Here is a 19,278-nt window from a genome sequence, read left to right as displayed (position 1 = left end):
AAATCCCTATTACAGACTGTCAAGCAAAAAATATTTGCTTAAATTAACCGAAAAGAACACCCAGCATACCCCTGTTATTCACATGAAGAATTTTATCCTTGGCATCTCCTTACTTTTCGGAATATTATTTTTTCCCGGAATGCAGGCATCCCAGTGCCTGGCTAAGGAGAGCTCTATTGAAACTAGGCTAATTGCACAAGCTGAGCAGGTAGATGCTGATCATGAGGCAGCTAGCGTTCACATAGAAGAAGCACACGAAACCGAAGTCCACCATACACCTCCGGGATGGTTAGTCATTCCTTTTGTAGCTCTTCTTCTGATGATTGCTACGGGGCCATTGTTCTATGAGCATTTCTGGCATAAAAACTATCCAAAAATTGCGGTTGGCTTGGCCGTTCTAGTTGTTTTATACTATTTGTTTGTGTTAGAAAATGTACACGGACCGGTTCACGCCTTGGCCGAATATGTTCAATTTATTGCCCTTTTGGCCTCTCTGTACATAGCCTCAGGGGGTATTTTGATAGAAATTGATAAAAAAGCTACGCCTCTTGCCAACGTATCTTTGTTGCTGATCGGGGCATTGGTTTCCAATTTGATTGGAACGACCGGTGCTTCTATGCTTTTAATCCGTCCTTTTATTCGATTGAATAAAGGCAACATTCAAGCTTACCATATCATCTTCTTTATTTTTATGGTCAGCAATATCGGGGGTTCTCTAACTCCTATCGGGGATCCTCCTTTATTCCTAGGCTTTTTGAAAGGTGTTCCATTCTTCTGGACTTTGGAGAACAACTGGGACAATTGGATTTTTGCTCTACTGATTTTGGCCGCCGCATTCTATTTTGTTGATCGCAAATTCGGAAGGGCAAATGATGACAGTGAAATGGAAGAGGTAACCTATACCAATAAATTCTCCATGATTGGACTGAAGAATTTTGGATGGTTATTCATTGTGATTTGTTCTGTCTTCCTCGACCCAAACGTACTGGATTGGGTTCCTGCTATCCACTATGATGGACAAAAATTCTCTTTTCTCAGAGAAATTATCATGCTTTCTGTAGCCTTCCTTTCCTATCGATTTGCAGATCAACGAGCGATAAAAGGGAATGAATTCAACTTCGAACCAATCCGGGAAGTTGCGTTTATTTTCATCGGTATTTTCGGAACCATGATGCCTGCTTTGGAACTGGTAGGTGACTTTGCCAAGTCTCCGGAAGGCTCAGCGATGATTTCTCACAATACGCTTTATTGGGGAACGGGGATTCTATCCGGCTTTTTGGATAATGCCCCAACTTACCTGAACTTCTTGGCCGCTGCGATGGCTTCAGAGGGAGCATCGATCAACAATATTCAGGAAGTAAGGCAGTTTGCAGCAGATGGTTATCCTGACTCCTCATTCCAGTTAATGGCTATCGCCATTGCCTCCGTATTTTTCGGAGCTATGACATACATTGGCAATGGTCCTAACTTTATGGTGAAGTCAATCGCCGAACAAAGTGGCATCAAAATGCCTTCCTTCTTTGGCTACATCATCCGTTTCTCCCTGCCTATCTTATTACCTATCCTGTTTTTGGTATGGTTGGTATTCTTTGCTTTTGCCTAAAAGCAGATCCATTTTCCAAAATATCATGGGATTAAGAGGGATTCCTTTTTCACTTATGAAGGAGGTTCTCTAGCCGAAGTTTGAATCGTAATTTTGAAAAAATTTCTTAGTTTAGATAGAGAAAATCCTTGTCTCTAAACTAAAACCTAGTAACTTCGATTCATCTGAAAATGAATGAATTGCGATAGTTATGAAAGCTGGAAGAAATTTTTCCCTGATTCTTTTTCTTTTCCTGTTGGTTTCCTGCAATACCGAGGAAGACTTCCTGCCCAAAGGAAGCCAACTTCTATTGAATCCCAATTTATCGCTTTACCAAGGTTCAGTTCTTCCGTGGAATTCTTCTAAAACTCGAGAACAATTTGAAATTGGAATAGATAGTGAAGTTTTTTATTCAGGAAACAGATCTCTCTTTATTGAAAACATGGATAGTACTGAGTTTGGATCTGCAAGTTGGAGTCAAACGTACACCGGTCCTATGCCTAAGGAGGGAAGTACGATAGAACTATTGGCTTTTATAAAAGGTGAAAACATCAAAAGCCTTAGAGCGGATAATAATATATTTATTTCCTTAATCGTTCATTCTGACAAAGGTGAAAGAATCAAATCCAATAGTGTAATTAATCAACTTGAAGGTGATTTTGACTGGTATTTGCTTAAGGTTAGTTTAGATAATTTTCCTGCCTATGCAAACAGCATAGGAGCTAGCGTTGGCTTAAATAGTCGAGTTTTAGGAAAAGCCTACTTTGATGAAATCAATTTATTTGTTAGATAAAATCTCTATTGTTTTTTTAAGTAACCTTAACTCTTTCAGAAAAACTAGTAAATTAAATTCATCTGAAAACTAATAAATCGCTTGAGTTATGAAAGCTGGAAGAAATTTTTCCCTGATTCTTTTTCTTTTCCTGTTGGTTTCCTGCAGTACCGAGGAAGACTTCCTGCCCAAAGGAAGCCAACTTCTATTGAATCCCAATTTATCCCTATATCCAGATAATGTTTCACCTTGGACACCATTGACCTCCAATACAGTCCAGTATGGAGTGAGCCGGGAAGTTTTCTTGACTGGTAACCGATCTCTTTTTATCGAGAATAAAGAAAGATCGACTGCCGATGCTGCTACTTGGATTCAGACTTATACCGGACCCATGCCTGCTCCGGGGAGCACGGTTGAACTTTTAGCTTTTGTAAAGGGAGAAAATGTAAGGGATTTAACATTAGGAGGAAGAGTACATATTGGAATACAGATTTTTCCCAGAATAGCATTTGATCAAAGCAAAAGTGCTTCCGCTACAAATGAAGAGCTTTTTCAAGGTGATTTTGATTGGTTTTTATTGAAAGCCACCTTGGAAAATTTTCCAAAAGATGCAGAAAAAATTCAGGTTGGTTTATTTGTACCGGACTTGACTTTGGGTAAAATATATTTTGATGAAATTAATCTTATTGTAAGGTAAAAGTCTAAGCTTAAGACCCTTGAAGGTTTTGCACTTCACTATGCCGAAAACAATCGACCAAATGGTCGTTTACTAAGCCAGTAGCTTGCATGTGGGCGTAGATTGTTGTGGAACCCAAAAATTTAAAGCCTCTTTTCTTTAGATCCTTAGCTAAGCGGTCGGATTCAGCTGAGGTAGCAGGAGCATCTTTCATGCTTTGAAGCTTGTTTTGAATAGGTTTTCCTCCAACAAAAGACCAGATATAATCTGAAAAAGAACCGAACTCTTGCTGTACTTCCATAAATCGCTGGGCATTGTTGATAGCCGCTTTGATCTTGAGTCTGTTTCGAATGATACCCGGGTCCTGTAGCAATTCTTCTACATAAGAATCGGGAAAATCAGCGACCACTTTGTAATCAAAATCGGCAAAAGCATTTTTATATCCTTCCCGCTTTTTCAGGATCGTTGCCCAGCTCAATCCTGCTTGGGCAGACTCCAAAACTAGGAATTCAAAATGAATCTTATCATCATAAACAGGAACTCCCCATTCTTCGTCATGGTAATTAACATATTGATCAAATCCCAAACACCAAGGGCAGCGAATTTTCGATTGAGTGTCCATTTGTAAAAGCTTTGGGAATAAATGTAGGGAAAATTGGGAATTGGAATCAAGCTGACTTAATTTTTGGCCCGGTTCAAAAAAACCAAGAATTATGATTGCTACCTCCTTTTTGGAAATCAGCGCAAAAGCCTATAGACAAAACATCAAATATATTCGCTCAGAGATAGGGGAAAAACCCACTATTTCTGCAGTGGTGAAAGGAAATGCCTATGGGCATGGAATTGAGCAAATGGTAGGAATAGCAGAAAAAGCCGGAATCAGGCATTTTAGCACCTTCAGTTCCGATGAGGCTTGGCTAGTCAAAAAGCATTCTACCAAAAACTCTGAAATTATGATTTTGGGGATGCTCTATGAAGAAGAAATGGAAGACTTGATCCGAGCAGGGATCAATTTTTATGTTTTTGATTTTTATAGGTTAGAAAAGGCTATAGCTATTTCAAAAAGGATTAAAATTCCTGCAAAAATCCATATTGAAGTTGAGACAGGATTTCATAGAACAGGGTTTGACTGGGAGGATAGAGAAAAGTTGGTTCAAGTGTTGAAAGAAGCCAAAGAACATGTGATTTTAGAAGGACTTTGCACTCATTATGCAGGAGCTGAAAGTGTGAGCAATTTTGTGAGAGTGAAAAATCAGATTTCAGTCTATTACGAGTTTAAAAACTATCTCTCAGAAAACTATCTCTTTTTCAACAGGTACCATACAGCCTGCTCTGCAGCCACATTGATTTTTCCAGAAACCATCATGGACATGGTGAGAATCGGCATTGCCGGTTATGGTTTTTGGCCAACCAAAGAGACCTATTTTGCCAAGTTGAAAGATCTTCCAAGCAATAATAAAAACCCATTAAAAAGACTGATTACCTGGAAAAGTTCTGTTATGAGCCTGAAAAAGGTGGAAATGGGTGAGTTTGTAGGGTATGGCAATAGTTTTATGGCTCTTCATGACATGCAATTGGCCATTGTGCCTGTCGGGTATGGCCATGGATACAGCAGGTTACTTTCCAACTCAGGACAAGTCCTAATAGGCGGGCAATTTTGTCAAGTGGTGGGAACGGTTACCATGAATGCCATAGCAGTGGATATTACTAAGGTATCGGGAGTTCAAACAGGGGATGAAGTGGTAATGATTGGAAAGCAAGGGAAAAAAGAAATCACTGTTGCTTCCTTTTCGGAGTCTACCCAGCAGGTGAATTATGAATTGCTAACAAGACTTCCCAAAGATATTCCGAGAAAAATTATTCCCTAAAATAGGTCTTCTTCAGGCTTTTGGCTCTCAATATTTACTTAAGATTGAGTATTCCAGATTTTCCAGGCTGCCTCTGCTTGAAGCTCTAACATTTCCAATCCATTTTTAGCCTTTCCACCTTTGGAAAGGCAAGCTTTCATGAGGGTAGTTTCTGAGGGATTGTAAACCAAATCAAAAACCCAATGCTCAGAAGTCAGGTGAGACAAAGGAATCGGAGGAAAGCCCTCCGTTTTAGGAAAAGTTCCTAAAGGAGTACAATTGATCAACAAATGATGATCAGCCATGTAAGATGGGCTATCCTCTAAATCCTGATAGCTAATTTGCTGATCAGCCGGATTTCTGGACACAGATAGGAATTCAATTTCCAAATCTTTGAGAGCTTGCTTGATTGCCTTGGAAGCTCCACCAGTTCCCAAAACCAAAGCTTTGAGTCTTTTTGGGCCCAACCAATTTTCCAAGGAACCTTTAAAGCCAAAATAATCCGTATTGTATCCAGTCAGTTTTCCTGGTTCAATTTTAATACAATTGACTGCGCCGATTTTTTCGCAAGCAGGGTCAAGTGCATCCATCCATGGGATCACTTCCTGTTTGTATGGAATAGTGACAGACATTCCTTCCAATTCAGGATTTGCATCCAAAACTTTTGTAAAGTCAGCAATCTGAGGAATCTCAAAAAGGTCAAAGCTACAATCAGGAATTTGCTCTTTTTCAAATTTTTCTGTGAAGTATTTCTTTGAAAATGAATGTCCCAACGGATAACCGATCAAACCGAATTTTCTCATTACTTCTTGAGATAAGCAGCCAACAAATCAATCCCCAAAACCAATACTATTCCTCCTGCAAATCCAATAATTGCCCATGCCAAATTGGGTTCAGCACCTACTTGAGCCATGTATTCAGAAGGCAGGATATTTTCAGTCAAAAAGGGCTTTTCTTCTCCGGAAGAGGAGGTTCTGTATTGAGTAACCACTTTCCAAGGCCATAATTTATTGATGGAACCCAACATAAACCCTGAAAGTAAGCCTATGGTAGTGGAATAGAATTTTCGAAGGAGCCAAGATACTACCCTACTAAATGCAAGAAGTCCCACAGCACATCCTGAGGCAAAAAGCCCCAAGGTTAGGATGTCTTTTTCAGATACAGCTGCGAGAACTGTCTCATATTTACCCAAAATCAGCAAGATAAAACTCCCACTGATCCCCGGAAGGATCATGGCACAAATAGCAATGGCTCCGGCCACAAAAGTAAACCAAAGCGCATCCGGAGAGGTGGTTGGAGGCAGGCCCGTGACCCACCAGGCCATGGCTGTTCCAATAAGGAGAGAAATAACTACACCCAAATGCCATCGTTTGATTTCCTTCAAAATGATAAATGCGCTGATCAAAATCAATCCACAGAAAAACGACCATAGCGGAATAGGATGTTCATCCATCAGCCAGGTTATCAATTTGGAAAGTGTGAAAATTGAGGTCATGATACCCAGCAAAAGACTGAGTAAGAAGCTGCCATTCACAGACTTGTAAAATCCTTTCAACTCAAATTTGAGCAGAAGTTTCAGGTTATCCCCTGTAAAGGCGTTGATACTGTCTAGCAAACGCTGATAGATACCTGTGATCAAAGCTATGGAACCACCAGAAACACCAGGAACAATATCCGCAGCGCCCATGGCCATCCCTTTCAAATAAGTCAGCAGGTAAATTTTAAGCTTTTTCATTTGATAAAAATAAAGGCTGAAAGATTCACTCGATCAGCCTATTGGATTTTTAAAGTTTGATTTCTCCTAAAAAGTGATCGAATGTATCACCTCTTAATCCCAGTCGTATTGTTTCCAAGGGAATCACCTCAGAAGGGGAAATATTTCCCAAATTGACATTGGCTCCTAGCAATTTGATAAACCAAACCTGCTGAGATTTAATAGGTGCTTCCCAAAGGATTTTTTCTTCCGGGATTTTTGTCAAAATTTCTTCGACCAAACCTTGTCTTACTTCTCCGGAGTCACGGAACAATCCCACATTTCCACCTTCTCTTGCTTCCCCGATTACCTTCCATGCACCAGCATCGAGTTCAGTTTGCATCTGTTCAATCCACTTATAAGGAGGGATGATTTTAGCAGCATCTTTAGACCCAACTTCTGAAAGTACAGTCACTTGCTTCGCTAATGTGGAGATGTACTCACACTTTTTATCATGATTTAGAGAAATGGAGCCGTCGGAAACTTCGGCAAACTCTAAATTATATTTATCTAATACTTTTCTGTAATCTTCAAACTGCCCTCTTACGATAAAAGCTTCGAATAAAGTTCCTCCAAAATAAACAGGAATTCCAGCTTCTTTATAAACGGCCAGTTTTTCGCTCAATTTCTTGGTCACATAAGATGTGGCCCAACCAAGCTTTACAATGTCAACAAAATCAGAACAGCTATCTACAAAGTCTTCTGTTTCCCTTAGGCTGAGTCCTTTGTCCATAGCCATAGTAAATCCCGTGGTACGTGGCTTTTCAGTACGTACAGGAATATTCTTTAGCACATAATTCATTTACTTGATTTTAAGGTTTAAGGCAAGAGTTTATCGTCCCGATATTGAGCAATTAGCTTATAAATGGCTTTTTGCTTTTTCAATTCAGGCATCAAATCATACAAAACCGTATGCCGATCAAAGTCCAAAGTTAAAGCATTTTCCAAATATGAAAACGCTTCTTTGTAATTGCCTAATTTGATCTGATAAACTACCATGCGATAATAGAGCTCTGCTTCCTCTGGCAGCTCCTCAATTCCTTCGCTGATTACATCTATTGCCTCCTCAAATCTATTTTGGTCATAATAAATTACAGATAGGTTTACATACGTCTCCATAATTCCCGGCTCGAGGTTGATGGCTTCCTCATAAGCCTCCGAACTGGCCTGAAGATTTCCCAGGTTAAATTCAGCATCGGCCAGACCAACCCAATAATTCGCATTTTCCTTACTGAGGTTGAGGGCTTTTTTGAAATAGTGAATGGCCTCAAAGAACTTCTCCTTCTTTAGCATGCACATTCCCAATCCAAACCAAGCATCATCATATTCCTCATCCAGCTTTGCTGACTTTTTGAAATATTTAAAAGCCTCATCGATTTTGCCCAGCTTCTCGTAGGCGGCGCCCATATAGCAACAGTTCTCTGCATTCGCCCCTTCACAATTGATGGTATTTTGATATGCTTCCAGTGCCAGTTCGTACTGATTGGTATTCATCAGCGCATTTCCCAAATTGAAATAAGCTGAAGCGAAACTATCGTCTATCAAAATGGCATAATCATAGGCTTTGATGGCATCTTCAAACCTTCCCAGGCGATTATAAACTACGCCCAAATTGTACCAAGCCCCTGCACTGTAGGGATCCTGGTCTATGAATTCTTGGTAAAACTGAAGGATTTCATCGAATGAACCTTCCTCTTCCGTAATCATAGCTAGCTGAAAAAGAGCATCTTCGTGGTTGATACGGATTTTTACAGCCTCTTTAAAATAATGACTGGCCTGCTTATTATCACCTTTGGCCCGAAATAGATTTCCCAGAGAATAATATACTTCGGCTTTATCCTCTGCCATGGGTAAATATTTCTCCAATAAGTCTACGCCCTCTTGAGGATTCCCGGCCAAAATATGTGCATTGGCCAAAGCAAGGACAATTTCCTCATTATTTGGTGAAATATTATTGATATTTTCCAGGATACTCAGACCCTCTTCCAACTCATCATTGAAGATCAGGCATTGAGCTTTGAGCAATTTGATTTCCACAGAAAAAGGGAATTTTTCCAAGGCAAACTCGGAAGCCCTTAATGCTTTCAGAAATTTTTGCTGATCAAAATAGAAGCGGATAATATCCTCCAGTTCTTCTTCATCGAAAAACATATCGAGGTTGGATTTCAGGGAATTTTCAAAGCGCTCCACGAGCTTTTTGTCTTCTTCCCAATCGTGATCGTGATCTCCGGTCATTCGAATGTGTTAAGGTTTACTTAAGATACCAAATAAAATGGTCTCTCAAAACGCTGAAATGTTAATTTTTTTCAAGTGATATAAAGGCCTTCCCAGCGCAAGAAAGGGATAACGAAGCCTTTCCGAAATTAGTTTACTTTGCCCAGGAAAAGGTATCTTCCAAAGATTTGAATTCAAAGTCTAAAAGTTGCACTGCTTTACTGCCATCAAATGTAATTTTTTGGGAAGCAATTTTCGCAGTTTTCTTATTTAATAGATTGTCAGTAAGTCCCAATTTTCTTCCTATTCCTGTAAAAAATACGGCTAGATTTAAGATTAGGCCTTTGGCTGGCTTGGTTGGGGCTGTTTTTTGAAATACCGTAGCCATTGTTTCAAAAAAGTCCCGGAAAGGAATGCTTGCTGCATTGAGGATAAAGCGCTCTCCCCAAGCTTCCTTTTGAATCAATTTCCGGATCATCTCTGCAGCATCCCGAATGTCCAGGTAATTGATGTTTCCAGTAGGATAAAAAGAATTTCCCTTCAAAATAAATTGATAAACAGATGCGCTGGATCGCTCATCCTCCACCTTGGGCAAAAGAACAGATGGGTTTACCACCATCACATCCAGTCCTTCCTGAGCTCCTCTCCAAGCTTCCAGTTCACCCCAATATTTAGAAACTGCGTATTCTGTATTCAGTGGTGACTCTGTCCACTTGAAATTTTCGTCAATTATTTTTGCTTCAATACTCCTGCCGATCGCAGCTACTGAGGATACATGAACCAACTTTTTCACCCCTGTATTCAGCAGGGCGTTAATCAAGTTTGCTGTACCCTCCACATTGACATGGTATAAGCGATCAGTATCCGCAGGGTTAAAGGAAACCAAGCCGGCACAATGGACCACAAGGTCGATTTCCTGTAAGGCTGATTCCAGCGCATCCATATCTGCCAAACTTCCTTCATGCCAATGAATTGGAAAATCTAAGCCTTGGATCAATTTATCTGAAGATTGCTTTCTTCTGAGCCCGTGAATTTCACCCAAAGCACGAAGTTCTTTAGCTAAATAGCTGCCTAGCAAACCTGTAATTCCGGTTATAAGAATTTTCATGCTTTATTTAAGATCAAAGACTGGTGTTTAACCATTCCGAATGACGGATTTTTTCAAAAGTTTTGGATTTAGGCAGTGTTTCCAACATATCCAGATAACGAGAATTATGACAGTCTGTTCCAAAAAATCGAACATTTGCCTTTTCTAAAAGTGTCTCTGCAAAATCCTTGACTTGCTTGGAGTAAAACCCTGTCAATGAAAGCAGGTTAATCTGGAAGATAATATTTCTGTCAATGAGATCCTGTAATAAATCTTTATCCGCAACTAAGTACTGATAGCGCTCAGGATGTGCAAAAACCGGCTTATATCCAGCCATTTCCAAGTGGAAAAAAATCTCCAGCAACATCTGAGGTCGATTGATAAAGCCTGTTTCGACTAGGATATAGTTATCTCCAAAAGTTAAAAGCTCTTCCCCAGCTTTCACTTTTTCCAAGAAAATCTCATCCATATAGTACTCTGCAGCCGCATCAATTTCTATCTCAATGCCCTCGTTTTTTACCGCCTTTCGTAGATCTTCCAGCCCCATCTGGATAATTTCAGGAGTATTTCGGTAATACTCAGACATGATATGAGGGGTGGTGATAATCTTTCTAAGCCCATATTGGGATAACCTGCGTACCAAATCCAGGGATTCCTCTATAGATTTAGATCCATCATCTATTCCAGGTATGAGATGAGAGTGCATGTCTGCCTGCAACCAGCTAAGGTCCAAGTTTTCTATGACTTCAGGTTTACGTTTAAACAGGTCTAAAATGCCCATTTAGAATCCTCCTCCACTTGATTTTATAAATTCAGCCAATGTTGGCCACTTCTGATCTTTTTCTGAGATTATGGGGTCTGTCACTTTCCAATCAATGCCTAGCTCCGAATCATTCCATAAAATTCCTCCTTCGCTGGCTTGGTGATAATAATTGGAACATTTATACAGGAAAAGTGCATCTTCCAAGACCGAAAATCCGTGTGCAAATCCTTTCGGAATATACAGTAAATTCTGCTTGGATGCATCCAAAACCACAGATAATGATCGCCCAAAGGTAGCTGAATCTTTCCGAAGGTCCACTACCACATCCAAAACCTTCCCCTTCACCACACGCACGAGCTTTGCCTGAGCAAATGGATCTTTTTGAAAATGTAGTCCACGGACAGTTCCTTTTTGGGAAAAAGACTGATTATCCTGAACCCAATTTTCTTCCAAACCATTGGCAGAGAACCAATCCTTTCGGAATGATTCAAAAAAATAGCCCCTAGAATCTTGAAACAATTTAGGTTGTATTTCAAAAACACCGGAAATGAAGGTTTCCGTTATCTGAGCCATGGGAGTTTAATTTTATTTGAAAGCAAAATAAGTAGTCCCCCCAAGACTATCCTAATCATTATTGAGGAAATATGACGAACTTTGTGCCTTGGAAGGTGATTTTCAGAGGGATATTTCCAAATAATTGAAACTTATCCACTCGATCTCTCCTTTTGTATTGAGAATCAAAAATCCTTTATGAGTAAATTTTCCCGAAAACTTCAAAAATTATACGATACTGCTCCCAAGCAGGAAACCGCAGTTTTGGTGACCGTTGTGAGACAAAATGAATCTGATCAACTGATTGATGAGCATTTAGATGAATTGGCTTTTTTGACCGAAACACTGGGTGTAAAGGCTGTTTATCGCTTTACCCAGAAAATGGAAAAGCCAGACATCAAAACTTTTGTGGGGAAAGGAAAACTGGAGGAAATTCAATCCTATGTGGAGCACTTTGCAGTAGACATGGTCATTTTCGATGACGATCTTTCTCCGTCTCAGATGAAAAATCTGGAAAATGAGCTGAAAGTGAAAGTGTATGATCGATCTCTGCTGATTTTAGATATTTTCTTACAAAGAGCCCAAACCGCACAGGCAAAAACCCAAGTAGAACTGGCCAGATTTCAATATCTACTTCCGAGATTAACCCGAATGTGGACTCACTTAGAGCGTCAGAGAGGTGGTACATCTACAAGGGGTGGTGCTGGTGAAAAGGAAATCGAAACAGATAAGCGGGATATCCGAAATAAAATCACCTTGCTGAGACAAAAGCTAAAAGAAATTGAGAAGCAAGGGGTCACCCAACGCAAGGGACGAAAGGGAATTGTCAGAGTTGCACTGGTAGGTTATACCAATGTAGGCAAATCCACTTTGATGAATTTGGTGACCAAAACCGATATTTTAGCTGAAAATAAATTATTTGCGACGGTAGACTCTACGGTGAGAAAGGTCGTGTTGGAAAACCTCCCATTCCTGCTTTCCGACACAGTAGGATTTATTCGAAAGCTACCTACACACTTGATAGAGTCATTCAAATCTACACTGGATGAAATTCGAGAAGCAGACCTCCTGGTCCATGTGGTGGATATTTCGCATCCAAGCTTTGAAGATCATATTGCAGTGGTGACTCAGACACTCAGAGAAATCAATGCCGGAGATAAGCCTGTCCTATTGGTCTTCAATAAAATTGATCTGGTGGAAACCATGCCTTCTGAAGAGAAAATCATGGAAATGACTGAAATCGAGCTTCAGGAATCCGACTTTAAGGATTTTGATGCGCTTTCAGAAGCCTATGAAAAAAAGACTGGAATCCAACCTGTTTTTATGGCAGCCGGAAGTGGAAAAAATATTGAAGAGTTCAGAGAAAGGTTAGTATCCGAAGTCAAAAAACAACATCTGAAAATTTATCCACATTACTTGGAAGATCAAGTAGTCATATGGAACAGTGAAGAAAATAGCTCAGAATAATCTCCGAGCTATTTTCTTATCCGACAAATTGAGGGCTTTAAATTCTTCCTATTCACTTAATAAAATTCCTTTTAGTCTTTAGTTATTTTTCATATATATTTTCAAAAAGAGGCAAAACTCAGCCCATGACTACAGAAGATTATCCCTTTGAATTATTTTTCGATTTAGTTCCTGACCTACTGTGCATTGCAGGTTTTGATGGCTATTTCAAAAGAATAAACCCGGCGGTTTCCAAAGTATTAGAATATAGTCAAGAGGAACTCTACTCTCGACCTATTAATGATTTTATACATCCTGAAGATGTGTCAATGACCAATCAAAGGAGATCTCAACTTTTTGAATCGCAGCCCTTGCTAAACTTCGAAAACCGATACATTACCAAGAGTGGTAAAATCATTTGGCTTTATTGGACTGCTTGGCCCAATACCGAAAAAAAACTGGTTTTTGCGATAGCTAAAGAAATTACTGAAAAGAAAAGACTGGAAGAAAGCAAGGACGAATTACTGTCCGACCTTTCTCACAAAAACGAAGAACTCAAAAGTCTAACATACATTACAGCTCATGATTTGAGGTCTCCAGTTTCGAGTATATTGTCAGTTTTCCAGTTACTTAATTTGGAGAAAATAAAAGACGAAGAAAGCGTAGAGTTGATCAAGCTTATTCAGAGATCAACCTTGGGACTAAAAGAAAACCTCAATAAATATTTGAATAAACTTTCTGAAAAGGACAGTAACAATGATAAAAAGGAGCTGGTCAACTTATCAGAAATTCTTCAGGAAACACTGATTACACTGAATCCTACCCTGAAATCAGTCAATGCCCAAATCAAACATGATTTTTCCAATGCAGGTGAAGTTTATTTCAACAGGCTTCATTTAGAAAGTATATTCCTGAATTTGATAGGAAACTCCATTAAATATAGAAAAACAGATGTGGCACCACAGGTTTGCTTATGGACAGAATTAGTTGCTGACAGAGTATTTCTCTATATCAAAGACAATGGGCAAGGGATGAATATGGAAAGAGTAAAGGATAAGATATTCAAAATGAATCAAACTTTTCACGGGCACTCAGAGGCCAAAGGCATTGGGCTTTATTTAGTAAACAGCCATCTTCAAAATGCTGGCGGAAGCATAGAAGTGGAAAGTGAAGAAGGGGTCGGGACTACTTTTAAGGTTATCTTTTAAAAATTTAAATAAAAAAGTCCTGCCTCAAACTGAAGCAGGACTTGATCAAGTTTTTCTATATGTCAGCTTAGAACTTCATACTCACTCCAAGCAAGAAATTCGTGCCTGCCTGAGGATAATAGAAGTTTTCTGTAATTAATTCTCTGCCACTATTCCCAGGCACAAAATAGCTAAAGGTGTAACCATTCGGCTCGTATAACTCATTGAAAATATTATTGATCAATAAGTTTACCTCTAACCCCTTGAAGAATCGGGGCTGTGCGGTATAGCTGATTCGAAGATCATTGGTGAAAAATGCATCCAATGTCCGGTTCTCATTGGATGTATTATCCAGATATTGCTGTCCTACATATTTACTCAACCAGTTCAGAGAAAGGTTCTTGGTTGGATGATATTCGACAATAGCAGAACCCACTACATTGGGAGAAAAGGCTATATCTGTATTCGTGTAGGTATTTTCTATTTGCTGAAATTCCTCTACGCTATAGTCATCTATGTACTCCGTGAATTCAGCAATCTTATTTTGACTGAAGGCAATGTTTCCTCCCAAAGTCCATTTTTTAGATACCTGATACGCACCATCTAGCTCAATCCCGGCTCTGTAGGATGAGGCAACATTTTCTCTGATATAAGCGCCCACATTATTAATTTGACCTGTGAGAATCAATTGATCCTTGTAGTCCATATAATAGAAGTTGGCATTATAGGTAAAGTTGCCTGCTCTTGACCGCACACCTGCCTCGATATTATTGAGTCTTTCCGGTCTTGGCACTTCCGTAATCGGATTGTCCGTAAAATCAGCTCTTGTTGGTTCGCGGTTGGCTACAGCGTAGCTGGCATACCAAGTCTGATTTCCTTTTTCGTACGAGAAACCAAACTTTGGATTGAAGAAGGTATAATTTTCCTGACCATCCACAATTCTCAAATCATCATTGACTCCGAAGAAGGTATAATTAATCCCCCGAACTTGAAGATCTCCAAATAGATTTAAGCCTGGCTTTAACTCATAATTGGCTTTGGCGTAGATATTTCTATCGTCTTTAACAGCGTTATTATCGTAATATCGATCTCGGATATCGGTGTCTCCGGCAATCCTGGCCCAAATGATTTCTCCAAAATGGTCGCCATCGTAGCGATTGGCCCCACCTCCTAAAATCACATCCCATTTTCCATCATCGGACACATAATTAACAGATCCTACGAATCCAAAGAAATCATTGTCCAACCATCTTCTTCTAATGATATCTGTTCTAGTAATGGTATCTCCACCAATAATGACGTTGGGCAAGGCATATCTGGAAAATCGGTCATTCTCGCGAAATTGCTCATAATAGCCGCGGCCATAGGTATAATGTAAAGCCAGATTGGTTTTCCAATTGGACCCAATTTTTCCCGTATAAATCAACTGATAATGATCCTGCTGGTAATTATCTGTTTCATTATCATAGGTGTAGAAATTATTGGTGCGGTCAGTCTCCAATAGAGCCTCCGGTAAACCATACCAAGACTGATAAGTCTGCTCTTTTCCGGAGAAAACATTCAATTTGACTACATGATTTTCTCCATAGTAGCCTCCGGAAAGGAAGTAAGATCCCAAATCAGAAAAAGCTCTATCCACATAGCCATCGGTCGTGATTTTGGATAATCTCGCATCTACGGCAAATCGATTATTCAATAAACCTGTTCCAGCTTTAACTGTATGTCTCCAAGTGTTGAAGCTGCCAAAACCATTATCCACCTGGGCGTAGGCTTCTTCCTGCCTGGTATCTGTTTGGAAATTCAAACTTGCTCCGAAAGTAGCAGCTCCATTGGTCGAAGTTCCGACTCCCCGCTGAATCTGCACATTATCCACCGAACTGGCAAAATCCGGCATATTGACCCAGAATACTCCATGTGACTCAGCATCATTGAGAGGGATTCCATTCACAGTAACGTTGATTCTTGTTTGGTCTGTACCCCGAATTCGGAGACCAGTATATCCTATGCCAGCACCGGCATCTGAATGGGTAACTACAGAAGGGGTGAAGTTCAAAAGAATGGGAATATCCTGACCCAAGTTTCTTTTGGCAAGCTCCTCCTTATCAATCGTTTTGAATGTGGTTGGGGTGTTTTCCGATGCCCGAGTGGCAGATACTATAAATTCTTCACTCAGAAAATCCTTATTAGAAAGTCTAATCTCCAAATTTCCGGAATAGGGTAAGCTTACATTCTGACGAAAAGTCTCATAACCTAAATAAGATACTCTGAGGTCTACCTCACCAGCAGGAAGTTTAGAAATGGTGAAATTTCCTGCTCCATCAGTAATAGCTCCTCTACCTGTTTTTTCTGTCCATACAGATGCTCCTACCAGAGGCTCTCCACTTTTTGCGTCCAATACTTTTCCGCTCAAACTATTTTGAGCCCAAGCCGAAATGGTCAGCATAAATGCCATCCAGCCCATCAATAATTTTTTCATTTGTTTAAATCCCTCTCGGGTCATTGAGTGAAACATGGGATGACTTAGGGGAAGTCAGCCGTATTTGTTTACCCGTTTTGCAAAAGTAAAAATCAAAGAACGGCAGCGGTACCAAACTGTCTGTTCAAAATTTACTCTGCTTGCTCATTTCCCTTCGCCGGCACTACCCGGATCAGGTATTATGGGTATGATCTCAGCCCGTTTTATTAAGGCACCCCTTATGATCTATGTGCAAAGGTATGGGGGAAAAGTCTGAAAGCAAAAAAAAAGAGGCTTTCGCCCCTTTTTATAAATCATCCTCATCAAAATCATCTTCTTCTCCAGGTCCCATATCAAACATGGAACTGAATAAATCCTTGAACTGTAAACCAGTGTCCAACATGCGTTTGCTCAGCTGAGAATATTCAGCCAATCCATGCAATGCAAATTCCATAAAAAATTCTTTCTCTCTTTCAGGTAGATTTTTGACCAATTGTGTTACCACATTTTCCAAGCCTGGAACTTCCATTAAAGCTTGCTTATACTCTTTATCGGATTGAGAAGCTAAAATATCCAGGACATTTCCTTCCCCAAACCAGGCAAGTGGAATCACATAGGGGTTTCCTTCCTTGGACTTTTTCTTTTCTTCCGGAGATGGAAAATAATTTACAAACTGAGATCTTATAGCTTTTCCAATTAAGTTGTACGCAACCAATCCCGCACCTTCTTGCTCTCCTTCATACACTAATTCTACTTTACCGGTAATCGCCGGAATTACTCCGATCAAATCGGCAATTCTTACCACCGTTTTGTTTTCAACATTCATATAAAGCCTTCTCTCAGCTGCTGAAATCATATTTTCATAGGCTGAAATGGTTAAACGAGCCGAGACACCTGACTTTTCATCCACGTACTCGGAAGCTCTTGCCTCAATCGCAATCTGTTCGATCAAGTCCTTCATGAGTTCGGGCACATGAATATTTTCAACAGGCTTTCCTTTCAGGTTTGCCTCCTGTGCGGTGATTTTTTTACCAATTTCAATAGACTTTGGATAGTGGGTGATAATCTGACTTTCAATTCTATCTTTTAGAGGAGTAACTATACTGCCTCGGTTGGTATAGTCCTCTGGATTAGCCGTGAAAACAAATTGTATGTCCAGGGGCAATCGCAGCTTAAAGCCCCGAATTTGAATATCTCCTTCTTGAAGAATATTGAATAAAGCTACCTGAATTCGGGCTTGCAAATCCGGTAATTCATTAATTACAAAAATAGACCGGTGAGATCTTGGCACCAGACCATAGTGAATCACCCGCTCATCATTGTAACTGAGCTTCATGGTGGCCGCTTTGATAGGGTCCACATCTCCGATCAAATCAGCTACAGATACATCAGGAGTCGCTAATTTTTCTGTGTAACGCTCATTTCTATGCCACCAGGTGATCGGGGTATCATCACCCCTTTCTTCGATCAGATTTCTCGCATAGGAAGTCAAAGGTGCTAATGGATCATCATTCAATTCCGAACCATAGACCACCGGTACATATTCGTCCAAGAGCAAGGTCATCATTCTCGCAATTCGGGTCTTAGCCTGACCTCGAAGGCCTAGCAGATTGATGTTGTGACGGGATAAAATCGCTCGTTCGATATCTGGGATCACCGTGTCCTCATAGCCCCAAATACCTTCAAAGACATTTTCTCTGGCTTTGATCTTAGCAATAAGATTATCTCTTAACTCCTCTTTGATTGATTTAGCCTGGTAGCCTGCGGCCTTCAACTGACCAAGCGTTCGAATTTGTTTCAGTTCTTTTCCTGTAAGTGTATGGTAGTCCATGCGTTTGTTTAAAAGCGTTTGGTTCGGTTTCTTCTATAATCCTCAAAAATCAAATCTCCCAAGCCCTTCAAAGAAGAGTAGTAAGCATTTCCATTGTTAACCTTAGTAAATTCTTTAACAAACTCCTTCAGATAAGGGTCTGATGCGATCATAAAGGTGGTTACTGGGATTTTTAATTTTCTGCATTGAGCAGCTAGTTTGAGCGTTTCACTCAAGATTTTACTGTCAATCCCAAAAGAGTTTTTGTAATATTTGATTCCAACTTTCAAGCAGGTTGGCTTACCGTCAGTAATCATGAATATTTGTTTGTTGGGATTTTTTCTCCTGCGAAGTAAATCCATAGCCAGCTCCAATCCCGCAACTGTATTAGTATGATAAGGACCCACTTGAAGATAAGGCAGATCCTTAATTTCAATTTGCCAGGCATCGTTTCCAAAGACGATGATATCTAGCGTGTCTTTTGGGTAGCGGGTTTTTATCAATTCTGCCAAAGCCATTGCCACTTTCTTAGCCGGCGTGATCCGATCTTCCCCATACAAAATCATGGAGTGGGAAATATCGATCATCAAAACTGTAGAGGTCTGAGATCTATACTCATTCTCCACAACTTCCAAATCATCTTCGGTCAAAAGGTAGTCACCTGAAAATCCATGATTGGCCTGGGCATTACGTAGCGAGTCGGTAAGCGCAATTTGATCTAAGTTATCTCCAAACTCATAAGCTCTTCTGTCGGTGCCTCGCTCTTCTCCCTGACCGGAATGAGTGGTTTTATGTTGTCCTGATTTACCTCTTTTGAGCTTCCCAAAAATTTCCTCCAGGGCAGACTTTCTAATCGTTTGCTCTGCTTTCCCTGTAATTTTAAACTCCCCTTTTTGATTTTCTTCAGTCAGATATCCTTTGGATTTAAGGTCCTCAATAAAATCCCCAATTCCGTAATTGGGATTAGTCATGTTGTAACGCTTATCCAAGTTTGTCAGCCAGCTAAGAGCCTCTGCCACATCTCCGCCAGTCATGGTAACCAACTGAAGAAATATATTAAGAAGGTTCTCAAAGGTATTTTTCTCAGGATCTTGGGGAGGTATATATTGAGTAAAGCGGAAGCCTTTCATAATC

17 protein-coding genes and 1 riboswitch are annotated in these 19,278 nt (G+C 40.0%); of the genes, 6 read left to right on the top strand and 11 right to left on the bottom strand.

The window, feature by feature from the left end; all coding sequences use genetic code 11:
• Positions 1 to 82: 82 nt before the first annotated feature.
• The 3 genes from FL972_RS13935 to FL972_RS13925 all read left to right on the top strand — a co-directional run bounded on the left by FL972_RS13935 (position 83) and on the right by FL972_RS13925 (position 3,051).
• Complete coding sequence (locus FL972_RS13935) at positions 83 to 1,603, top strand: sodium:proton antiporter (protein WP_144606153.1); 1,521 nt, start codon at positions 83 to 85, stop codon at positions 1,601 to 1,603.
• A 190-nt stretch (positions 1,604 to 1,793) separates the two neighbouring features.
• The gene (locus FL972_RS13930; RefSeq protein ID WP_144606151.1) at positions 1,794 to 2,375 is read left to right on the top strand and encodes a hypothetical protein; all 582 of its coding nucleotides are present in this window, start codon (positions 1,794 to 1,796) and stop codon (positions 2,373 to 2,375) included.
• Between the two features lie 88 nt (positions 2,376 to 2,463).
• Entirely contained in the window at positions 2,464 to 3,051 is a 588-nt protein-coding gene (locus FL972_RS13925; protein ID WP_144606149.1) for a hypothetical protein, read from the top strand.
• A gap of 10 nt (positions 3,052 to 3,061) precedes the next feature.
• Here the strand turns inward: FL972_RS13925 and FL972_RS13920 are convergent, their stop codons facing one another.
• Positions 3,062 to 3,652 (bottom strand): DNA-3-methyladenine glycosylase I, encoded by a 591-nt coding sequence (locus FL972_RS13920; RefSeq protein WP_144606147.1) that lies wholly within the window; start codon positions 3,650 to 3,652, stop codon positions 3,062 to 3,064.
• A gap of 91 nt (positions 3,653 to 3,743) precedes the next feature.
• Between FL972_RS13920 and alr the strand changes: the two genes are divergently transcribed.
• Positions 3,744 to 4,898 (top strand): alanine racemase, encoded by a 1,155-nt coding sequence (alr, locus tag FL972_RS13915; protein WP_144606145.1) that lies wholly within the window; start codon positions 3,744 to 3,746, stop codon positions 4,896 to 4,898.
• 38 nt (positions 4,899 to 4,936) lie between these two features.
• Here the strand turns inward: alr and FL972_RS13910 are convergent, their stop codons facing one another.
• The 7 genes from FL972_RS13910 to rfbC all read right to left on the bottom strand — a co-directional run bounded on the left by FL972_RS13910 (position 4,937) and on the right by rfbC (position 11,267).
• Positions 4,937 to 5,680, bottom strand: coding sequence for a shikimate dehydrogenase family protein (locus FL972_RS13910; RefSeq protein ID WP_144606143.1), 744 nt, complete (start codon positions 5,678 to 5,680; stop codon positions 4,937 to 4,939).
• Positions 5,680 to 6,612 (bottom strand): DUF368 domain-containing protein, encoded by a 933-nt coding sequence (locus FL972_RS13905; RefSeq protein WP_144606140.1) that lies wholly within the window; start codon positions 6,610 to 6,612, stop codon positions 5,680 to 5,682. The genes FL972_RS13910 and FL972_RS13905 overlap by 1 nt, the downstream gene beginning before the upstream one ends.
• A gap of 49 nt (positions 6,613 to 6,661) precedes the next feature.
• Positions 6,662 to 7,432: a phosphosulfolactate synthase gene (locus FL972_RS13900; protein WP_144606138.1), complete on the bottom strand. Its 771-nt coding sequence runs from the start codon at positions 7,430 to 7,432 to the stop codon at positions 6,662 to 6,664.
• A gap of 17 nt (positions 7,433 to 7,449) precedes the next feature.
• Positions 7,450 to 8,865, bottom strand: coding sequence for a tetratricopeptide repeat protein (locus FL972_RS13895; protein WP_144606136.1), 1,416 nt, complete (start codon positions 8,863 to 8,865; stop codon positions 7,450 to 7,452).
• A gap of 133 nt (positions 8,866 to 8,998) precedes the next feature.
• Positions 8,999 to 9,952, bottom strand: a complete 954-nt coding sequence (locus FL972_RS13890) for an NAD-dependent epimerase/dehydratase family protein (protein ID WP_144606134.1) — start codon at positions 9,950 to 9,952, stop codon at positions 8,999 to 9,001.
• 13 nt (positions 9,953 to 9,965) lie between these two features.
• Positions 9,966 to 10,712, bottom strand: a complete 747-nt coding sequence (locus FL972_RS13885) for a tyrosine-protein phosphatase (protein WP_144606132.1) — start codon at positions 10,710 to 10,712, stop codon at positions 9,966 to 9,968.
• Positions 10,713 to 11,267 (bottom strand): dTDP-4-dehydrorhamnose 3,5-epimerase, encoded by a 555-nt coding sequence (gene rfbC / locus FL972_RS13880; RefSeq protein WP_144606130.1) that lies wholly within the window; start codon positions 11,265 to 11,267, stop codon positions 10,713 to 10,715.
• Between the two features lie 177 nt (positions 11,268 to 11,444).
• Here rfbC and hflX point away from each other — a divergent pair, with 177 nt between their 5' ends.
• Together hflX and FL972_RS13870 are read left to right on the top strand one after the other, a co-directional pair.
• Positions 11,445 to 12,713 carry a GTPase HflX gene (hflX, locus tag FL972_RS13875; protein ID WP_144606128.1) on the top strand — a complete coding sequence of 423 codons (1,269 nt, stop codon included), beginning with the start codon at positions 11,445 to 11,447 and terminating at the stop codon, positions 12,711 to 12,713.
• A gap of 125 nt (positions 12,714 to 12,838) precedes the next feature.
• A complete protein-coding gene (locus FL972_RS13870; protein WP_144606126.1) occupies positions 12,839 to 13,900 on the top strand; it encodes a PAS domain-containing sensor histidine kinase in 1,062 nt (353 codons plus the stop codon).
• A gap of 67 nt (positions 13,901 to 13,967) precedes the next feature.
• Here FL972_RS13870 and FL972_RS13865 read toward each other — a convergent pair whose 3' ends face one another.
• The 3 genes from FL972_RS13865 to FL972_RS13855 all read right to left on the bottom strand — a co-directional run bounded on the left by FL972_RS13865 (position 13,968) and on the right by FL972_RS13855 (position 19,274).
• Entirely contained in the window at positions 13,968 to 16,355 is a 2,388-nt protein-coding gene (locus tag FL972_RS13865) for a TonB-dependent receptor (protein WP_144606124.1), read from the bottom strand.
• Between the two features lie 132 nt (positions 16,356 to 16,487).
• A riboswitch (TPP riboswitch) is annotated at positions 16,488 to 16,584 on the bottom strand.
• Positions 16,585 to 16,641: 57 nt separating this feature from the next.
• Entirely contained in the window at positions 16,642 to 18,165 is a 1,524-nt protein-coding gene (locus FL972_RS13860) for a P-loop NTPase family protein (protein ID WP_144606122.1), read from the bottom strand.
• Between the two features lie 8 nt (positions 18,166 to 18,173).
• The gene (locus FL972_RS13855) at positions 18,174 to 19,274 is read right to left on the bottom strand and encodes a vWA domain-containing protein (protein WP_144606120.1); all 1,101 of its coding nucleotides are present in this window, start codon (positions 19,272 to 19,274) and stop codon (positions 18,174 to 18,176) included.
• Positions 19,275 to 19,278 lie beyond the last annotated feature (4 nt).

The organism is Algoriphagus algorifonticola, from assembly GCF_007655305.1.
GTDB classification, from domain to species: Bacteria; Bacteroidota; Bacteroidia; order Cytophagales; family Cyclobacteriaceae; genus Algoriphagus; species Algoriphagus algorifonticola.
The sequence above is the reverse complement of the archived record's forward strand: the minus strand, read 5'-3'. Positions and strand labels throughout refer to the sequence as shown.